This window comes from Nevskiales bacterium (assembly GCA_035574475.1).
Classification (GTDB): Bacteria; Pseudomonadota; Gammaproteobacteria; order Nevskiales; family DATLYR01; genus DATLYR01.
The window spans coordinates 23,520-41,877 of sequence record DATLYR010000233.1 but is presented as its reverse complement, the minus strand read 5'-3'; the positions used below and the strand labels follow the sequence as shown (position 1 = coordinate 41,877).

Annotated in this window: 19 protein-coding genes and 1 tRNA gene; 12 read left to right on the top strand and 8 right to left on the bottom strand. The window is 69.0% G+C overall.

Annotation, left to right across the window (positions count from 1 at the left end; genetic code table 11):
- Positions 1–52: 52 nt before the first annotated feature.
- Positions 53–946: an alpha/beta hydrolase gene (locus tag VNJ47_14000; GenBank protein HXG29948.1), complete on the top strand. Its 894-nt coding sequence runs from the start codon at positions 53–55 to the stop codon at positions 944–946.
- 62 nt (positions 947–1,008) lie between these two features.
- Here the strand turns inward: VNJ47_14000 and VNJ47_13995 are convergent, their stop codons facing one another.
- From VNJ47_13995 to hemA, 5 genes are all read right to left on the bottom strand, one after another.
- Positions 1,009–1,428 carry a M67 family metallopeptidase gene (locus VNJ47_13995; protein ID HXG29947.1) on the bottom strand — a complete coding sequence of 140 codons (420 nt, stop codon included), beginning with the start codon at positions 1,426–1,428 and terminating at the stop codon, positions 1,009–1,011.
- On the bottom strand, positions 1,425–2,162 hold the full coding sequence (moeB, locus tag VNJ47_13990; GenBank protein ID HXG29946.1) for a molybdopterin-synthase adenylyltransferase MoeB: 738 nt from the start codon (positions 2,160–2,162) through the stop codon (positions 1,425–1,427). The genes VNJ47_13995 and moeB overlap by 4 nt, the downstream gene beginning before the upstream one ends.
- 123 nt (positions 2,163–2,285) lie before the next feature.
- Positions 2,286–3,116, bottom strand: a complete 831-nt coding sequence (gene prmC / locus VNJ47_13985) for a peptide chain release factor N(5)-glutamine methyltransferase (protein HXG29945.1) — start codon at positions 3,114–3,116, stop codon at positions 2,286–2,288.
- A gap of 91 nt (positions 3,117–3,207) precedes the next feature.
- On the bottom strand, positions 3,208–4,290 hold the full coding sequence (prfA, locus tag VNJ47_13980) for a peptide chain release factor 1 (protein ID HXG29944.1): 1,083 nt from the start codon (positions 4,288–4,290) through the stop codon (positions 3,208–3,210).
- Positions 4,291–4,299: 9 nt separating this feature from the next.
- Positions 4,300–5,562 (bottom strand): glutamyl-tRNA reductase, encoded by a 1,263-nt coding sequence (gene hemA, locus VNJ47_13975; protein HXG29943.1) that lies wholly within the window; start codon positions 5,560–5,562, stop codon positions 4,300–4,302.
- A 198-nt stretch (positions 5,563–5,760) separates the two neighbouring features.
- Between hemA and VNJ47_13970 the strand changes: the two genes are divergently transcribed.
- The 8 genes from VNJ47_13970 (at position 5,761) to ychF (ending at position 12,602) form a co-directional block, all read left to right on the top strand.
- Positions 5,761–7,482 (top strand): tetratricopeptide repeat protein, encoded by a 1,722-nt coding sequence (locus tag VNJ47_13970; GenBank protein ID HXG29942.1) that lies wholly within the window; start codon positions 5,761–5,763, stop codon positions 7,480–7,482.
- A complete protein-coding gene (gene lolB, locus VNJ47_13965) occupies positions 7,479–8,075 on the top strand; it encodes a lipoprotein insertase outer membrane protein LolB (GenBank protein HXG29941.1) in 597 nt (198 codons plus the stop codon). Before VNJ47_13970 ends, lolB begins: the two co-directional genes overlap by 4 nt.
- Positions 8,075–8,944, top strand: a complete 870-nt coding sequence (ispE, locus tag VNJ47_13960) for a 4-(cytidine 5'-diphospho)-2-C-methyl-D-erythritol kinase (GenBank protein ID HXG29940.1) — start codon at positions 8,075–8,077, stop codon at positions 8,942–8,944. Before lolB ends, ispE begins: the two co-directional genes overlap by 1 nt.
- An 11-nt stretch (positions 8,945–8,955) precedes the next feature.
- A tRNA-Gln gene (locus VNJ47_13955) sits at positions 8,956–9,030 on the top strand.
- Positions 9,031–9,176: 146 nt separating this feature from the next.
- A complete protein-coding gene (locus VNJ47_13950; GenBank protein HXG29939.1) occupies positions 9,177–10,115 on the top strand; it encodes a ribose-phosphate diphosphokinase in 939 nt (312 codons plus the stop codon).
- A 96-nt stretch (positions 10,116–10,211) separates the two neighbouring features.
- Positions 10,212–10,910 carry a 50S ribosomal protein L25/general stress protein Ctc gene (locus tag VNJ47_13945; GenBank protein HXG29938.1) on the top strand — a complete coding sequence of 233 codons (699 nt, stop codon included), beginning with the start codon at positions 10,212–10,214 and terminating at the stop codon, positions 10,908–10,910.
- Positions 10,911–10,939: 29 nt separating this feature from the next.
- Entirely contained in the window at positions 10,940–11,521 is a 582-nt protein-coding gene (gene pth / locus VNJ47_13940) for an aminoacyl-tRNA hydrolase (GenBank protein HXG29937.1), read from the top strand.
- Positions 11,511–12,602 (top strand): redox-regulated ATPase YchF, encoded by a 1,092-nt coding sequence (ychF, locus tag VNJ47_13935; GenBank protein HXG29936.1) that lies wholly within the window; start codon positions 11,511–11,513, stop codon positions 12,600–12,602. The genes pth and ychF overlap by 11 nt, the downstream gene beginning before the upstream one ends.
- Before the next feature lie 64 nt (positions 12,603–12,666).
- Here the strand turns inward: ychF and VNJ47_13930 are convergent, their stop codons facing one another.
- Positions 12,667–13,509: a uroporphyrinogen-III synthase gene (locus VNJ47_13930; GenBank protein HXG29935.1), complete on the bottom strand. Its 843-nt coding sequence runs from the start codon at positions 13,507–13,509 to the stop codon at positions 12,667–12,669.
- Position 13,510: 1 nt separating this feature from the next.
- A complete protein-coding gene (locus VNJ47_13925; protein HXG29934.1) occupies positions 13,511–14,140 on the bottom strand; it encodes a YbhB/YbcL family Raf kinase inhibitor-like protein in 630 nt (209 codons plus the stop codon).
- Between the two features lie 123 nt (positions 14,141–14,263).
- Here VNJ47_13925 and VNJ47_13920 point away from each other — a divergent pair, with 123 nt between their 5' ends.
- The 3 genes from VNJ47_13920 to VNJ47_13910 are packed head-to-tail and all read left to right on the top strand — an operon-like array spanning position 14,264 to position 17,344.
- Positions 14,264–15,508, top strand: a complete 1,245-nt coding sequence (locus tag VNJ47_13920) for a pyridoxal-phosphate dependent enzyme (protein ID HXG29933.1) — start codon at positions 14,264–14,266, stop codon at positions 15,506–15,508.
- Entirely contained in the window at positions 15,501–16,082 is a 582-nt protein-coding gene (locus VNJ47_13915) for a DOMON-like domain-containing protein (protein ID HXG29932.1), read from the top strand. The genes VNJ47_13920 and VNJ47_13915 overlap by 8 nt, the downstream gene beginning before the upstream one ends.
- Positions 16,083–16,141: 59 nt before the next feature.
- A complete protein-coding gene (locus tag VNJ47_13910; protein ID HXG29931.1) occupies positions 16,142–17,344 on the top strand; it encodes a DUF1343 domain-containing protein in 1,203 nt (400 codons plus the stop codon).
- On the opposite strand, the gene sohB is transcribed toward VNJ47_13910, so the two are convergent.
- On the bottom strand, positions 17,341–18,342 hold the full coding sequence (sohB, locus tag VNJ47_13905) for a protease SohB (GenBank protein ID HXG29930.1): 1,002 nt from the start codon (positions 18,340–18,342) through the stop codon (positions 17,341–17,343). The two genes, VNJ47_13910 and sohB, sit on opposite strands and share 4 nt — an antisense overlap.
- Positions 18,343–18,358: the final 16 nt, after the last annotated feature.

The following is an 18,358-nucleotide window of genomic DNA, read 5'->3' as shown; positions in this document are numbered from 1 at the left end:
AACCCGCCGTTGCGGGCTGTGGCATGGTATATGCGGAGAGTCGGGGGGTGTTATGGCGCAAACACATTTCGAAGCCTGGCATGCGATGGGGCGCCGCTGGCGGCACCGCGGCCACGAGATTTTCTACCGTGAGGAGGGCGCGGGCGATGCGATCCTGCTGATTCACGGTTTTCCCACGGCGTCCTGGGACTGGCGGCCGGTATGGGCGACGCTGGCCGCGCGTTACCGTCTGGTCGCGCCGGACATGATCGGTTTCGGCTTTTCCGCCAAGCCGAAGGACTACGACTACAGCATCCTGGACCAGGCCGACCTGTGCGAGGGCCTGCTGGCGTCGCTCGGCATCACGCAGGTGCATATACTGGCGCACGACTACGGCGACACGGTCGCGCAGGAGCTGCTGGCACGGCACAACGAGCGCGAACGCAGCGGCGCGGCGGGACTGCGGCTGCGCTCGGTCTGCTTCCTCAACGGTGGCCTGTTTCCCGAAACCCACCGTGCGCGGCTGGTGCAGAAGCTCTTGCTCACGCCGCTCGCGCCGCTGCTGGTACGCCTGATGGGCGAACGCAGCTTCGCGCGCAGCTTTTGCGCGATCTTCGGCCCGGCCACCCAGCCGAGTCCGGAGGCACTGCGGGAATTCTGGCAGCTGGTCAGCCGGGACGGCGGTCTCGAGGTGCTGCCGCGGCTGATCCGCTACATGCCCGAGCGCCGCCAGTACCGCGCGCGCTGGGTCGGCGCGCTGCAGGAAGCGAAGATTCCGCTGCGGGTGATCGACGGCGCGGTGGATCCGGTGTCCGGCCGGCACATGGTCGAGCGCTACCGCGAGCTGGTGCCGAACCCGGATACCGTGCTGCTGGAAAACATCGGCCACTATCCGCAGGTCGAGCACCCGCAAGGCGTGCTGGATGCGTATCTGCCTTTCGTTGCCGGGATCGCAGACGGCCGCTGAATCCCCGAAACGTCCTGAAGTTTTTGCCTGCAATACGCGAAAGCCCATGTGGGGAAGGCCAATCAGTCCGGGATGATTTTGACCGGCACCTCGGTCATGCCGCCGGCCACCGGCTTCCAGGCGCGCAGCTCGAGTACGCCCTTGGTGTTGAGCGAAACGATGAGGTGATAGGCCTCGGGGTAGGCGGTCAGCGCGCGGTCGCGCGCGGACGGCTCCGGCGGCGCGTACGGATGCGAGTGGTAGATGGCGAACAGCGTCTCGCCGCGCTCGCGGATCTCGCGCAGCGCGCGCACCTGGCCGGCGGCATCCATGTCGAACAGGTGCGCCGGGTCGCCGGCCACGTTGGCCACCGGGTAGCAGCGGCTCACGCTGCCGCCGATCGCACTGATCAGTCCGCAGACCTCGCTGTCCGGCGATGCCTGCGCCTGGTGGAACATCTGTTGCACCAGATTGCGCGGCAACAGGATTTTTCCGTCGTTCATGGGGTTTCCGAGCAGCCGGGACAGGCGGGGTCGCGCTTCAGTTTAAGCTCGCGGAAGCGGCTGCGCGCGGCATCGAACAGCAACAGGCGCCCGTCCAGCGTTTCCCCCAGGCCCAGCAGCAGCTTCACCGCCTCCAGCGCCTGCAGGCTGCCGATCACGCCCACCAGCGGACCCAGCACCCCGGCCTGCTCGCAGGACTCGGTCGCCTCGCCGGGCTCGTCGCGGTACAGGCACTGGTAGCAGGGCCCGCCGGGGCGGAACACCGCAACCTGGCCTTCGAGCCGGATCGCGGCGCCGGACACCAGCGGCTTGCGCGCGGCCACGCAGGCGCGGTTGAGCGCGTAGCGCGTGGGGAAGTTGTCGCTGCAGTCGAGCACGACATCGGCTTCGCTCACCAGCCGCGCCAGCAGTGCCGCGTCCAGACCGCTGTTGACGCTGGTGACGGCGACCTCCGGGTTGAGCGCGAGCAGGCTGTCACGCGCCGACTCGGCCTTGGGCCGGCCGATGTCGCCGTGCCGGTGCGCGATCTGACGCTGCAGGTTGGACAGCTCCACGCGGTCGCGGTCCACCAGCGTCAGCCGGCCCACGCCGGCGGCCGCGAGATACAGCGCGGCCGCCGAGCCGAGGCCGCCGACGCCGATCACCAGCGCATGCGAGTCGCGCAAGGCCTGCTGCCCGTGCGTATCCACCTGCGGCAGGATCATCTGCCGGGCATAGCGGCGCAGGTCGCTCATGTCGTGCACCGTTCAGTCAAGAAATGGACAGGATTCTCAGGATTCACAGGACAAATCCAATCCATGTTCAAGGCAATTGAACATCCTGTTAATCCCGTACATCCTGTCTATCCTGTCCCCTCTTCAATTCTTTCTGCCGAGGCTGACGCGCGGCAGGCCGGCGAGGTCGGGCAGGGTTTCGATGGCCGCGAAGCCGGCCGCCGCGAACAGGCCGCGCACGGCCGCGTCCTGCGCGGGACCGTGCTCGACCAGCAGCCAGCCGCCGGGCTCGAGATAGCCCGGTGCCTCGCGGATGATGAGGCGCAGCGCGTCGAGACCGTCGGGTCCGGCCGCCAGCGCCGCGCGTGGCTCGAAGCGCAGCGCCTCCAGGTGCGGGTCGTGCTCGGCGACATAGGGCGGGTTGGAGACGATCAGGTCGAAGCGCTGGCCTTCCAGCGCGGCGAACCATACGCTCTCGTGGAACACGACATTCGGGATGCCATGCAGGCGCTCGTTCTGGCGCGCCACCGCCAGGGCCGCGTCCGAGATGTCGGTGCCGACCACGTGCGCGCGCGGACGCTCGCGCGCCAGCGCCAGCGCGATGGCGCCGCTGCCGGTGCCCAGCTCGGCCACGCGTAGCGGTTTGTCGGCCGGCATGCGCGCCAGCGCGGCCTCGACCAGGGTCTCGGTTTCCGGGCGCGGGATCAGCACGTCGGGCGTGACCTTCAGTTCCAGCGACCAGAATTCCCGCACGCCGGTGAGATAGGCCACCGGCTCGCCCTGTGCACGACGCGTCACCAGCGCTTCGAAGGCCTGGCGCTGCGCCGGGCCGAGCGCGGTTTCGGGGTGGCTGAGCAGGAAGCTGCGCGGGCAGTCGAGCACGTGGCAGAGCAGGACCGAGGCATCCAGCTGCGGCGTTTCGGTGGTGCCCTGCAGGGTGCTGGCGGCGCGGGCGATGGCGTCGGACAGGTTCATGGCCGTCGGGTCCTGACTTGTAGGAGCGACTTTAGTCGCGATTTCCGGGTTTGTCGCGGCTGAGGCCGCTCCTACCCTTGACCCCTGTGGATCATTCACCGATCGCCGCCAGCTGCTCGGCCTGATGCTCGGCGATGAGCGGTCCGATGATGTCGTCCAGCGCGCCTTCCATCACGCTGTCCAGCTGGTACAGCGTCAGGTTGATGCGGTGGTCGGTGACGCGATTCTGCGGGAAATTGTAGGTGCGGATGCGCTCGGAGCGGTCGCCGGTGCCGACCTGCAGCTTGCGTGTCAGCGCCAGCTCGGCGTCCTGCTTGGCCTGCTGGCCCTCTCGGATGCGCGCCGCGAGCAGGCTCATGGCACGCGCGCGATTTTTGTGCTGTGAGCGTTCCTCCTGGCATTCGACCACGATACCGGTCGGCAGATGCGTGATGCGGATCGCCGAGTCGGTCTTGTTGACGTGCTGGCCGCCGGCACCGGAGGCGCGAAACGTATCGATCTTGAGTTCGGACGGGTTGATCTTCACGTCCTCGACCTGGTCCAGCTCGGGCAGGATCGCCACCGTACAGGTCGAGGTGTGGATGCGGCCCTGGGCCTCGGTCTTGGGTACGCGCTGCACGCGGTGCGCGCCGGATTCGAACTTGAGTCGCGAGAATGCACCCTGGCCTTGGATGCGCGCGATGATTTCCTTGTAGCCGCCGTGCTCGCCCGGGTTCTCGCTCAGGATCTCGACCTTCCAGCCGCGTGTGTCGGCGTAGCGTGCGTACATGCGGAACAGGTCGCCGGCGAAGATCGCCGCTTCGTCACCGCCGGCGGCGGCGCGGATCTCGAGGAAGATATTGGCCTCGTCGCGCGGATCGCGCGGCACCAGAAAGCCCTGCAGCTCGGCCTCCAGCCGCGCGCGTTCGGCCTTGAGCCGCGGCAGCTCTTCGGCCGCCATCGCCTGCATGGCCGGGTCCGGATCGGACTGCAGCGCCTCCGAGGCGGCGAGTTCTTCGCCGGTGCGGCGATACCGCGCGAACAACTCGGCCAGCGGCGCGAGCTGCGCGTACTCCTGCGAGAAACGCCGGAACCTGTCCTTGTCGGCGATGACTTCGGCCTCGGCCAGCTGGCGGCCCAGGTCCTCGTGACGCAGCACCAGCTCTTGCAGTTTGTCCAGCAGCGAGGGTTTCATGGCGCGGCATCAGTTGTCGTCGTCGCCCAGGTCGAACAGCCGGCGTGCGGCCTCCAGCAGCTTGCGTTGCTCTTCGGGACCCGCCTGGCGCAACCGCGCCGTGGGCGCATGTATCAGCTTGTTGGTGAGGGTGCCGGCGAGGAAGGCCAGCACCTCGTCCACCGGCCGGCCCTGGGCCAGCAGGCGCTGCGCGCGCGCCAGTACCTCGTCGCGCTCGCGCTCGGCGCGATGGCGCAGGCGGCTGATGGTGCCGGTGGCGGAACGCGAATGCATCCAGGCCATGAATTCCTCGGTGCGCTCGCTGATGATGACCTCGGCGGCTTCGGCCGCGGCCTGGCGCGAGCGCAGATTGTCCTCGATCACGCTGCGCAGGTCATCCACGGTGTACAAATAGGCGTCTTCCAGCTCGCCTGCCGCCGGATCGATGTCGCGCGGCACCGCCAGGTCCACCAGGAACATCGGCCGGCGCTTGCGCGCGCGCAGCGCCGCGCGCACCGCGTCCGCGCCCAGCACCAGCTGCTCGCTGGCGGTCGCGCTGATCACCATGTCGGCCTCGGCCAGGTGTTTGCCGATCTCCTCCAGCCGGATGGCGTAGCCGTGGTACTGGCTGGCCAGCAGCTGGGCGCGCTCTAGGCTGCGGTTGGCGAAGATCACGCGGCCCAGACCGTTGTCGTGCAGGTGGCGGGCGGCCAGCTCGATGGTGTCGCCGGCGCCGATCAGCATCGCGGTGCGCGCCCCGAAGTCGGCGAAGATCTGCTGCGCCAGCCGCACCGCGGCATAGGCCACCGATACCGGGTTCTCGCCGATGCGTGTGCTGGAGCGCACCAGCTTGGCCACCGAGAACGCGTGCTGGAACATGCGCGATAGCAAGGGCCCCGCAGTGTGCGCGTTGCGCGCCAGCCGGTAGGCGTGTTTCATCTGGCCCAGGATCTGCGGCTCGCCCAGGATCATGGAGTCCAGCCCGGCGGCCACGCGCAGGGTGTGGCGGACGCTGTCGCGGCCGCTGTGGGTGTACAGGTGTGGCAGCAGCCGCTCGGCGTCGAGCCGCCGCTGCCGGCACAGCCAGTCGCCCAGCGGCGGCGCCTGCTCGCCCTCGACCACGGCATAGATTTCGGTCCGGTTGCAGGTGGAGAGGATCGCACCTTCCTCGACCCCCGGCAGGGTGCGCAGCGCCTGCAGGCCTTGGGGCAGCTGCGGGTCGGTGAACGCCACCGCCTCGCGCAGGGCCAGCGGCGCGGTGGTGTGGTTCAGGCCGACGGTGAGCAGGCGCATGGATGCTGGGTGCTGCGGTGCGGGCGGCGGGGGCGGGGGCCGGGCTGTGCAAATTTTCAGCGATGCGCCTGCCGAACACAAGCAAGCCCACGCGGCCCAACTGGCCGCCCGGAAAAGCAATTTCGGGTTGCCATTGCTGGCTGTGGCACGGTCGGCGGAGTAAACTGCCGGACAGGTGCAGTTCCAGGTTCCGACATCGTGATTTGCCATCGGCTCAGCGTCGCGCTACTGCTGGCGCAGGCCTGCCTCGTCAGCGCTTGCGCGCAGTTTGCAGCCCCGCGTCCGGCACCGCCCGCAGCCGAATCGCCCCCAAGCGAGGTCGCGCCGCCGGCGGATCCGCAGGCCCGGCTCCAGTACCACGTGCTGGTGGCGGAACTGGCCGCGCACCGCAATCTGCCGGCGCAGGCGGCGCGCCATTACCTCGAGGCCGCGCAACTGGGGCGTGATCCGGAGCTGGCCGAGAACGCCACCCGCTACGCGCTGCTGGCGGGCGACGAGGAACAGGCCCTGCTGGGAGCACTGCGCTGGTCGAGCCTGGCGCCGGACGCGGTGCCGCCGCGCGAGCTGATCGCCCGCAACCACTTGCGCCAGGGGCGACTCGATGCGCTCTACGCCGAGTCCACCGCGATCATCGCGCGCCACCCGGCCGGCCGCGACGAGGGCTACCGCGAGGTCGCGCTGCTGCTGAGCAGCGATCCGGCCTTTGCCGACCCTGCGCTGGCGGTCATGCAGCGCCTGGTCAACGACGACCCGCAGCGCGCGGCTGCGCACTATGCCTACGGCTTGCTCGCGGTGCGGTTGGGGCGGCACGAACTAGGTATCCAGCAGGCCGATGTCGCTCTCGGGCTGGAGCGCGACTGGCCCGAAGCTTACCTGCTCAAGCTCGGTGCTCAGGTGCGTGCCGGCCTGCTGCCGGACGCACGCCGCACGCTGGAGCAGGCGCTGGCGCGGGTCTCCGACCCGGTGCTCCTGCGCCTGTCGTTTGCGCGCCTGCTGCTGGAAGCCGACCAGAACGAGGCCGCGGCCGACCAGTACCGCCAAGTGCTGCTGAGCGACGACAACAATCCCGACGCGCGTTATGCGCTGGCGCTGCTGGCCTTGCAGGGGCGCCAGCCGGACGTGGCCTATACTCACCTGCTGACGCTGTTCGAGTCAGGGCAGCGCCGCGATGATGCGGCCTGGTACCTGGGGCACATCGAAGAGCAGCGGGGCAACTGGCGCGAGGCGCACGACTGGTACGGCGCGGTGACCGGCGGCAACCGCGCGCTCGATGCGCTGCTGCGTCGTGGCTATACCCTCTACAAGTCCGAAGGCCTCGATCGGGCGATCGCCTATCTGGCCGGACTGCGCAAGCGCGGCCTCGAAATCGGGCCGCGGCTGTACGCCGCCGAAGCCGAGTTGTACTACGAGGATGGCCAGCCCGCGCGCGCCCTGCAGCGTTATTCAGAGGGTTTGCGCGAATTCCCGGCGGATTCCGACCTGCTCTACGGCACCGCCATGATGCACGCCGAGATGGGCGACATCCCCGCCGCCGAGCAGGTGCTGCGTGGTCTGCTGGCGAGCCAGCCGGACGATGCGCGCAGCCTCAATGCGCTGGGTTACCTGCTCACCAATCATTCGACGCGCTACCAGGAGGCCTTCCAGCTGATCGAGCGCGCGCTGCAGCTGACGCCGGACGACCCGGCCGTGATCGACAGCATGGGCTGGGCCTACTACCGGCTCGGCAATCTTGAAAAGGCCCTGGAACTGCTGCGCGAGGCCTTCAAGCGCGACCCCGACCCAGAGATCGCCGCGCACCTCGGTGAGGTGCTGTGGCAGCTCGGCCAGCGCGAGTCGGCCGAGGATGTGTGGCGTACCGCGCTGGCGGAGCATCCCGAGCACCGCGTGCTGCGCGAGACCGTCGACCGTCTGCGTCCATGAGGCCGCGCCCCGGCGCCGCGCTGCTGCTGGCGCTCGTCCTGCCGTTGGCCGGCTGCGCGGTCGTGCCGGCGCCGGCCACCTCCGCCTCGGCGCAGGCCTGGGCCCAGCGCCGCGACGAAATGAGCCGGCTCGAGCACTGGCTGCTGCAGGCGCGGATCGCCGCCGGGCGCATCGGCTGGAGCGGCAACCTGCACTGGCGCCAGAGCGCTGGGCACTTCGACATCCGCGTCTCCGGGCCGCTGGGCAGCGGCGCCGTGCAGGCGCGCGGCCATCTCGGCGAGGTCGAGATCCGCACCGCGCGCGAGACCGTGGTCACGCGCGAGCCGGAGGCACTGCTGCAGCAATCGCTCGGTTGGAGCCTGCCGCTGGAGCGGCTGCGTTACTGGGCACTTGGCCTGCCCTACCCGGACACGCCGGCTACCGTGATCTACGACAGCGTCGGCCGCCTGCAGGTGCTGGAGCAGGATGGCTGGCGGCTGGAATACGCCGAGTACGGCTTCTACCAGCACTACGAGCTGCCGCGGCGTTTCACGCTCGATAACGGCGACGATCACTTCCGGGTCGTCGTGGATGCCTGGAGCGAGATCGGCTGATGGCTGCGTCCCGGGTCGGCGCCTTCAGCGCGGATGCGGCCTGGCCGGCGCCGGCCAAGCTCAACCTGTTCCTGCACGTCACCGGCCGGCGCGCCGATGGCTACCATACGCTGCAGACGGTATTCCAGTTCCTCGAGCACGGTGACAGCCTCGGCTTCGAGCTGCGCAGCGATGCCCGCGTGCGCCGTGTGAGCGGGCCGGCAGCGCTGGACGCCGAGTCCGATCTCGTCGTACGCGCCGCGCGCCTGCTGCAGCAGGCCGGCGGCGTGCGGCAGGGCGCGGACATCCACTTGGACAAGCGCCTGCCGCTGGGCAGCGGCCTGGGCGGCGGCAGCTCCGATGCCGCCACTACGCTGGTCGCGCTCAATCGCCTGTGGGGGCTCGACTGGCCGCCGGCGCGGCTGGCCGAGCTGGGCCTGCAGCTGGGCGCCGACGTGCCGGTTTTCGTGCATGGGCACGCCGCCTGGGCCGAAGGGGTGGGCGAACTGCTCACCCCGGTGGAACTGCCGGCGCCGTTCTATCTGGTGATCACGCCGGCCTGCCAGGTGAGCACCGCCGAGATCTTCAATGCGCCTGAATTGAAAAGGAATTCCACCCCCATTAAAATGCCGCAGTTTCTGTCCGGAATGGCGCGCAACGATTGCTGGCCTGTGGTCCGCGAGCGGTATCCGCAAGTGGCACAGGCCTTTGATTTTCTTGCGGAACATGCGCAGGCGCGGCTGACCGGCACGGGCGCTTCGGTGTTCGCCGCCTTCGCCAGCCGCGCGGCGGCGCGTGCGGTCCAGGACCGGGTGCCGCAGGGCTGGCAGAGTTTCGTGGCGCGCGGGCTCAACCGTTCGCCGCTGCTGGCGCGGGCAGGGTGGGGCTGAGAGTGACGACTTGGGGCGTAGCCAAGTGGTAAGGCAGCGGGTTTTGATCCCGCCATTCCTAGGTTCGAATCCTAGCGCCCCAGCCAAAATTTACCGCGTAGCGGGAAATTTTGCCCCGGCGAAAGCCGGGGCCCAGCGACTTTCGCGGAGCAAAGGCACTGGATTCCGGCTTGGGCCGGAGACAGATAGAACGTGATTCGGGCTCTGGGGAGCTGAGATGGCCGACGGCAGGTTGATGATCTTCACGGGCAACGCCAATCCGGCGCTGGCCCAGGACATCGCCGCGCACCTGCGCACGCCGCTGGGCAAGGCCAGCGTCGGGCGCTTCAGCGACGGCGAGGTCATGGTGGAGATCGAGGAGAACGTCCGCGGCCGCGACGTGTTCGTGATCCAGTCCACCTGCGCGCCGACCAACGACAACGTGATGGAACTGCTGATGATGATCGACGCGTTGCGGCGCTCGTCGGCGGGACGCATCACCGCGGTCATCCCATACTTCGGCTATGGCCGCCAAGACCGTCGCACGCGCTCGGCGCGCGTGCCGATCTCGGCCAAGGTGGTAGCGAGCATGCTGCAGGCCGTGGGCACCAACCGCGTGCTGACCGTGGATCTGCACGCCGACCAGATCCAGGGTTTCTTCGACATCCCGGTGGACAACGTGTATGCCTCGCCCATTCTTCTGGGCGAGATCTGGCGGCAGAAGAGGGACCCGCTGATCGTCGTGTCGCCGGACGTGGGCGGCGTGGTCCGCGCCCGGGCGCTGGCCAAGCTGCTCGACGACGCCGAGCTGGCGATCATTGACAAGCGCCGGCCGCGCGCGAACGAGGCCAAGATCATGAACATTATCGGCGATGTGGTCGGCAAGCACTGTGTACTGATCGACGACATGGTGGATACCGCCGGCACCCTGGGCCAGGCGGCGGACGCCTTGAAGGACGAGGGCGCGCTGTCGGTGCGCGCCTATGTGACGCACCCGGTGCTGTCGGGCAAGGCGGTGGAGAACATCGGCAAGTCCAAGCTGGACGAGCTGATCGTCACCGACACCATCCCGCTGCGCGCGGACGCCAGGGGCTGCCCCAAGATCCGGCAGCTCAAGATTTCATCCATGCTGGCGGAGACCATCCGCCGCGTGAGCAACGAGGAATCCGTCAGTTCGCTGTACGTCGATTAGGCGCACGGCAGGCTGATACGAGACGCGGCGGGAGCCGCAACGCCGGAATCTGGTCGCGGAGGCCGGCGGTGATGTTGACCAACTGGAGTACACGACATGAGCAACGACTTCGTTTTGAACGCCGAAGTCCGCGCGCTGCAGGGCAAGGGTGCGAGCCGCCGCCTGCGTCGCGAGGGCAAGGTGCCGGCCATCCTCTACGGTGGCCACAAGGATCCGGTGACGCTGGCCATCGGCGCGCATGAGCTGAGCAACCGCCTCAAGAACGAGGCCTTCTACTCGCACATCCTCACGCTGAAGATCGGTGACCAGGAAGAATCCGCGGTGCTGAAGGACCTGCAGCGCCACCCGGCCAAGCCGGTCATCCTGCACATGGACCTGCAGCGCGTGGTGGCCGACGAGGAGCTGCGCATGCACGTTCCGCTGCACTTCAAGGGCGAGGACATCGCCCCGGGCGTCAAGCAGGGTGGCGGCGTGGTGCAGCACCATCTGGTGGACGTCGAGGTGCTATGCCTGCCCAGGCACCTGCCGGAGTACATCGAGGTGGACGTCTCGGCCATGCAGCTGAACGATTCCATCCACCTGTCGCATCTGAAGCTCCCGGAGGGCGTCAAGCTGGTTGCCCTGCAGCACGGCGACGACCAGGCGGTGGTGTCGGTGCAGATCCCGCGCGTCATCGAGGAGCCGGTCGCGGAGGCGCCGGCGTCCGCCGAGGTGCCGACCGTGGGCGAAGAGGCCAAGGCGGCCGCCGAGGCCGAGAAAGCGGGCGAGAAGAAGGACGAGAAGGGCGGCAAGTAAGCCGCCTTTCGCTCGCGGCCTGAACCGGCATGGCGTTGCGTGCGATCGTGGGGCTGGGCAATCCCGGCCCCGAACACGCCGCCGACCGGCACAACGCGGGCTTCTGGTTCGTGGACGCGCTCGCGCGCAGCGGGCGCGTCACTTTTCATGCTGAGCGCAAGTTCAGCGGCGAGCTGGCCCGGCTGGCGCTGGCCGGACAAGACCTGCTGCTGCTCAAGCCCGCCACCTACATGAACCGCAGCGGCCAGGCCGTGCAGGCGCTGATGGCCTTCTACAAGCTCGCGCCGGACGAACTGCTGGTGGTGCACGACGAACTTGACCTGCCGCCGGGCACGGCGCGGCTCAAGCGCGGCGGCGGGCACGGCGGGCACAACGGTCTGCGCAGCCTGCACGAGCACATCGGCCCGGACTATGCCCGCCTGCGCATCGGCATCGGCCATCCGGGACACAAGGACCGCGTGCACGACTACGTGCTCAGCCGGCCTACGTCCGAGCAGCAGCGGGCCATGGAACACGCACTGGCGCGGGCCCGGGACGCGCTGACCGTGCTGCTGAGCGACGGCTGGGACAAGGCGACACAACGACTGCACACGGAAGCCAATGGGAATTAAATGCGGCATCGTGGGCTTGCCGAACGTCGGCAAGTCCACGCTCTTCAACGCGCTCACACAGGCCGGTATCCCGGCCGAGAACTACCCCTTCTGCACCATCGATCCGAACGTCGGCGTGGTGCCCGTGCCCGACCCGCGGCTCGCCGTGCTGGCGCAGATCGTCAAGCCGGAGAAGGTCGTGCCCGCCACGGTTGAATTCGTGGACATCGCCGGCCTGGTCGCCGGCGCCTCCAGGGGCGAGGGGCTGGGCAACCAGTTCCTGTCGCATATCCGCGAGACCGACGCGATCGCTCATGTGGTGCGCTGCTTCGCCAACGACGACGTGATCCACGTCGCGGGCAGTGTGGACCCGCTGCGTGACATCGAGATCATCAACACCGAGTTGGCATTGGCCGACCTCGAGACCGTCAGCCGCGCGCTGGAGCGCGCGGTCAAGGCCGCCAAGACCGGCGACAAGGAGGCGCTGGCGCGCAAGGCCCTGCTGGAGCCCATGCAGGCGCTGCTCAACGAAGGCAAGCCGGCGCGCGCGCTGGGACTGTCCGCCGAGCAGCGCAAGGTCCTGCGCGATCTCAACCTCATCACCGTCAAGCCGACGCTGTACGTCGCCAACGTGGACGAGCGCGGTTTCGATGACAACCCTTTGCTGGAGCGTGTGCGCCAGTTCGCCGCGGTGGAAGGCTCGGAGGTGGTGGCGGTATGCGCGGCGATCGAGGGCGAGATCGCCCAGCTCGACGACGCCGACAAGGCGGCGTTCCTCGAGGACTTGGGCCTCGCCGAGCCGGGCCTCAACCGCGTGATCCGCGCCGCCTACAAGCTGCTGGGGCTGGAGACCTATTTCACCGCCGGGGTGAAGGAAGTGCGCGCCTGGACGGTCAAGGCGGGTTCCACCGCCCCGCAGGCCGCCGGCGTCATCCACAGCGACTTCGAAAAGGGTTTCATCCGGGCCGAGGTCGTCGCCTACGACGATTTCGTGAAGTACCGCGGCGAGGCGGGTGCCAAGGAGGCCGGTCGCTGGCGGCTGGAAGGCAAGGATTACGTCGTGCAGGAAGGCGATGTGATGCACTTCCGCTTCAACGTCTGACGGATGTGAACATGGAGTCGGGCAGGATTGGCAGCGCGAGGACGACCGTCAGGACCAGGGGCAGTCAAGTTCGGCCGCCCGCCGGGCCCAGCCGTGCCGCCAGTTCGTTGACCAGGGGCTTGAGGAAGTAGCTGTCGGCCGGCATCAAGTCCACGCGCACGCCAGCCTCGCGCAACTGCTGCGCCACCACTGGGCCGACCGCCGCCACCGTGGTCCCCTCGAAACCTGCTCGCAACTGCGCTTCCAGGGCGTTGGCACGGGCCACGTCGAACAACCGCCGGACCTGCGGCTGACTGGTGAAGGCGATGGCGTCCACCGCGCCGGCCGCGAGCTGCGCGATCAGGTCGCACACGCGCGCATCGTCGCTGGCGTTGGCATAAACGTAAGGCGCAACGGGAAAGACACGGGCGCCGGCGGTCTGCAGGAAATCCAGCAGCCTGCGGTTGGGATCCGTGCCGTAGAGCTGCACGCCGACACACCGTCCACGCAGGTCCAGCGGTTGCAGGTCGCGGATGATGCCCTCGGTGGTGGGTTCGCTCGCGGCGAGGTCGGGTTTCAGGCCGATGTCGCGCAGCGCCCGCGCGGGCTTGGGCCCGCGCGTGATCTTGCGCAGGCCGGTGAGCGCCTGCACGAAGGCTTCGCGCCGGCCGGCGCGCGCGGCGAAGCCGAGCAGACGGCGCAGGCCTTCGCCTGTGAGCAGGACGAGATCGTCGAATTCGCCGGCGATGCAGCGCTCGATCCAGGCCTGGACGGGCGCCGCGTCGGGTGCGTCATGGATGCCGACCAGCGGGCAGCGCAGTGTGCGTGCACCGCGGCGCTCTAGCATGTCGGCGAACAGGTCGAGCTCGCGCGTCTCGGGCAGCGCGATCAGCCGGCCGGTGAGTTTTTCCTCGAGCGTACCCGCCACATCAAAGCTTCACGGCCGGGTTCAGGGTATACAGGCCCGTGAGGCTGGCCTCGGCCAGCACATGCCCCTGGATCGCGGCCAGCACCTGCTGGGCCGTGAACTCGCCTTCCACCGGGCAGCGCGCGAGGTCGGTGGCATAGACCGTGAAGCGGTAGCGGTGCGGAATGGCGTCGTTCCAGGGCGGGCAGGGGCCATCGTAGCCGTGATAGACGCCCTCCATCGCCGCATCGCCCTTGAACCAGCCGGTGTAGTCGTTGACGCCCTGGCGGCTGCCGGACGGTCCGGGCGGATGCTTCTTGCCGTGCGCGTGCACACCGTGACTGCAGCTGCCGGCGGCGATCTCGGTCACGTTGGCGGGGATGTCCACCATGACCCAGTGGAAGAAATTGCCGCGGGGCAGGCTGGCCGGCACCGTGCGGCCTTCCCGGTTGACGTCATCGGGGCGCGTCGGCGCATCCGGGTCGACGCAAATCAGCACGAAGCTTTTCGTACCCGTCGGCGCACCGGTCCAGGCCAGGTGCGGGTTGTGGTTGTCGGCGAGCTTGACGTGACTGGCCGGGTCCGGCACGCAGAACGCATACTTGCCGGGCATGGGCTGGTTGTCCCTGAAACTGTCGCTGCGAAGCTGCATGGCGACCTCCATGTGTTGAGAACGCAAAAACTCTACCAGATCGCCTGCGTGTGCCGAAGTCTTCTCGGATCAATTCTGGCGTGCTGTTTGACCGAGCGCCGGGCCGCGCACTAGGCTCGCGGCGTGGATCCTTCCGGCATACCCGACACCCCGCCATCCGGGCTGACCCGCCGGCGTTTGCTCGCCGCCGGTGCCGGCGCGCTCGGCGGCGCGGCACTGGCTGCTGCGGCGGGGGTGGGTTACACCGTCTACCGCGTCAACCAGGTCGGCCGCTACCCATCGGATCGGCTGCTGACGCTGCATGCTGGGCGATCGAATGCGCTGTTCGAGCGCTTTCCCGCTCTCTACGGCCGCCTGCCGTGGCGGCCGCTGGCGACACTGCCAACGCCGGTCGAGGCCTGGCCGGCGCCGCCCGGCATGCGGCGCGGCACGCTGTACGTCAAGCGCGATGACCTGACCGCGCCGCTCTACGGCGGCAACAAGATCAGGAAACTGGAACACCTGCTGGCCGAGGCCGCGCTGCGCGAGGCCAGGTCGCTGGTCACGATCGGCGGCATCGGCTCCAACCAGGCGCTGGCCACGGCCTTGCACGGCCGCGCCCTGGGCTTCGCGGTGGAGCTGTCGCTGTTCGACCACCCGGTGACCGCGCAAGTCAGGGCCAACCTGCTGGGCGAGGTCGAGGCCGGTGCGCAGATCAAGCATGCACCGGGCATCGCCGGCTGCCTGCTCAATGCGCGCCGCGCCTTCGCGGCGCGGGCGCAGGCCGGCGAGCGGCCGTATTTCATCTCGGTCGGCGGCAGCACGCGCCTGGGCAACGCCGGCTTCGTGACAGCCGGGCTCGAGCTGGCGGCGCAGCTGCGGGCCGGCGCGCTGCCGGTGCCCGACGCGATCTTCATCGCCGCCGGCAGCTGCGGCACCGCCGCCGGCCTCATCGCCGGGCTGCAGCTGGCGGGGCTGCCGTCCCGCGTGTTCGCGGTGCGCACGGCCGAGCCGCTGTTCGCGAACCGGGCCGTCGTTACCGCCTATGCCGCCGACGTGCTGCGCTATCTGCGCAGCCTGGATCCCGCGGTGCCGGAGGCGAAGCTGGCGGACGATGCGTTCGAGCTGGTCGGCGATTACCTCGGCCCGGCTTATGCCGCACCGACGCCCGCGGCACGCGCGGCCGTGGACTGGGCCGCGGCGCGTCTGCCGCTGGAGACGACCTATACCGGTAAGGCGCTGGCTGCCTGCCTCGACTACTGCGCCGGCCCGGGCCGCGACCGCAATGTGCTGTTCTGGAACACCTTCAACTCGCGGCCCTTCGCCCGCGCGGCCAGCCCGGCGCGCCTGCCGGCGTCGCTGCAGGCCCTGTTCGCCGAACATGGTTGAGTCCCCAGCCGGCGGCAGCAAGACCAGTTTGGCGCTGCGCGCCCATCCGTCCACGCCCGCGCCGAGGGGGACCGCGCTGGCGTTCGAGTTGCAGCGGATGGACGACGGCGGGTTGCAGCTGCGTTATCGCCTGCGCGGCGATCTCAGCGCGCTCGTGCTGCCGGCACCGTCCGTACCGTGCCGTGCCGACGGGCTGTGGCGGCACAGCTGCTTCGAGCTGTTCGTCCGCGCCGCCGGCCAGGATGCCTATACGGAATTCAACTTCGCGCCCTCGGGCGCGTGGGCACTGTACCGCTTTCGCGCCTACCGCCAGCCGGAGATCCTGGCCGCGGACCCAGCGGCGCCTGCGATCTCGGTGCGGCGCGATGCCCAAGTGTATGAACTGAGTGCGCGCCTGGAGCTGGCCACGCTGCCGGCGGCGGCCGTCCTGCGGCTCGCCGTTTCGGCGGTGATCGAGGCGGCGGACGGCGGGCTGTCGTACTGGGCGCTGGCGCATCCCGCGGACCGGCCCGACTTTCATCACCCGGACGGTTTCACGCTGACGCTGCCGATGGACGGCGCGCCGCGAAACTGACTAGGCTAGAACACCTCTCTCAATCCCGCTCGCGCGGGCACGACGGAAACATCACTTCCATGAAGTTCGGACTCGACCGCCTGCTGGAAGACGCGGCCCTGCGCAAGCCTCTGTCCGGCCGACGTGTGGCGCTGTTGGCGCACCCGGCCTCGGTCACCCCCGATCTGACGCATGCGCTGGACGCGCTGGCTGCGGCCGGCATCAGGCTCAGCGCGGCCTTCGGCCCGCAGCACGGCCTGCGCGGCGACAAGCAGGACAACATGATTGAGTCGCCGGACTTCTACGATCCGGTGCATGGCATCCCCGTGTTCAGCTTGTACGGGGCGGTGCGGCAGCCGACCGCGGCGATGCTGGACAGCTTCGATCTGCTGCTGGTGGATTTGCAGGACCTCGGCTGCCGCATCTACACCTTTATCACCACGCTGCGCTACGTGCTGGAGGCAGCGGCGCAGCACGGCAAGGTGGTCTGGGTGCTGGATCGACCCAATCCCGTCGGCCGGCCGGTCGAGGGTCTGACGCTGCGCGCTGGCTGGGAAAGCTTCGTCGGTGCCGGTCCCATGCCCATGCGCCACGGCCTGACGCTGGGTGAATTGGGGTACTGGTTCATCCGCCAGCTCAGGCTCGACGTGGACTATCGCGTGATCGAAATGCAGGGCTGGCAGCCGGACGCCACGCCGGGCCATGGCTGGCCGCTGGGCGAGCGCAGCTGGGTCAACCCGAGCCCGAATGCGCCCAACCTGTGGATGGCGCGCTGCTACGCCGGCACGGTGATGCTGGAGGGTACGACCCTGTCCGAGGGGCGCGGCACGACGCGCCCGCTGGAGCTGTTCGGCGCACCGGACCTCGATGCACGCGCCCTGCTGAAGGAGATGCGGGCGTTGGCGCCGCACTGGCTGCGTGGCTGCAGCCTGCGCGAATGCTGGTTCGAGCCGACCTTCCACAAGCATGTCGGCAAGTTGTGCGCCGGTGTGCAAATCCATGTGGAGGACGGCCGCTACGAACACGCGGCGTTCCGGCCGTGGCGGCTGCAGGCGCTGGCCTTCAAGGCGCTCCGGCGCCTGCGTCCGGACTACCCGCTGTGGCGCGACTTCCCCTACGAGTACGAGCACGAGCGCCTGGCCATCGATCTCATCAACGGCAGTGAGCTGCTGCGCCAGTGGGTGGACGATCCCGCGGCGGCACCGGGCGATTTGGAGGCGCTCGCGTCGGCCGACGAGGCGGCCTGGCTGGAAGTACGCCAGGATCTGCTGTTGTATCGCTAGCTCGAGAGCGTCTTGATCGCTGTGCGGATGCTGTGCGCCAGGCGCTCGGGCAGCGCCTGGCGGCGCTTGAACCTCACCTCGAAGATGTCCTTGTCCTTGCTGGCGGCCAGCAGGTAGTCGTCACTGGTCTGGATCGCGTCCACCAGCCGGTACTCGAGCGCGCGGCTGCCGTACCAGTGCTCGCCGGTGGCGACCTGCGCGATGTCGAGCTGCGGGCGGTTGTCGGTGACGAAGCCCTTGAACAGCGCATGCGCCTCTTCCAGCTCCTCGCGGAACTTGGCGCGCGCGGCCTCGGTGTTCTCGCCGAACAGCGTCAGCGTGCGCTTGTATTCGCCCGCCGTGTGCAGCTCGAAGTCGACGTTGTGTTCTTTCAGGAAGCGGTTGAAGTTGGGCAGCTGCGCCACCACGCCGATCGAGCCGATCACGGCGAAGGGCGCGGCGATGATACGATCCGCGACACAGGCCATCATATAGCCGCCGCTGGCGGCGACCTTGTCCACCGCCGCGGTCAGGCGGATGCCGGCCTGGCGCAGGCGACGGAGCTGCGAGGCGGCCAGCCCGTAGCCGTGCACCATGCCGCCGCTGCTTTCCAGGCGCAGCAGCACTTCGTCCTGCGGGCGCGCCACCTGCACTACGGCGCTCACTTCCTCGCGCAGGTTGTCCACCGCCGAGGCGCGGATGTCGCCGTCGAAGTCGAGCACGAAAACCCGCGGGCGCGGCGCCTTGCCGAGCTTGGCGGCCTTGGCGCGCTGCTTGTGCTCCGCCTTGCGCTGCTTGGCGTGCGCCTTGCGCTCGGGCGGGCTCAGCAGCTCGTGGAACAGCACCTCCGCCAGGTTCTCGAAGCGGCGGTTGAGGTTCTTGACCTCGAGATGCTCGGTGGCGAACTCGCGCGCATGGCGGAAGGCGTTGACCAGCAGGCCGATGATCAGCGCGATCGCGATGACGATCGTGACGGTCTTGGCCAGGAACAGGCCGTATTGCAGGAAGTACTCGAGCACGGGATCCACTCCGGAC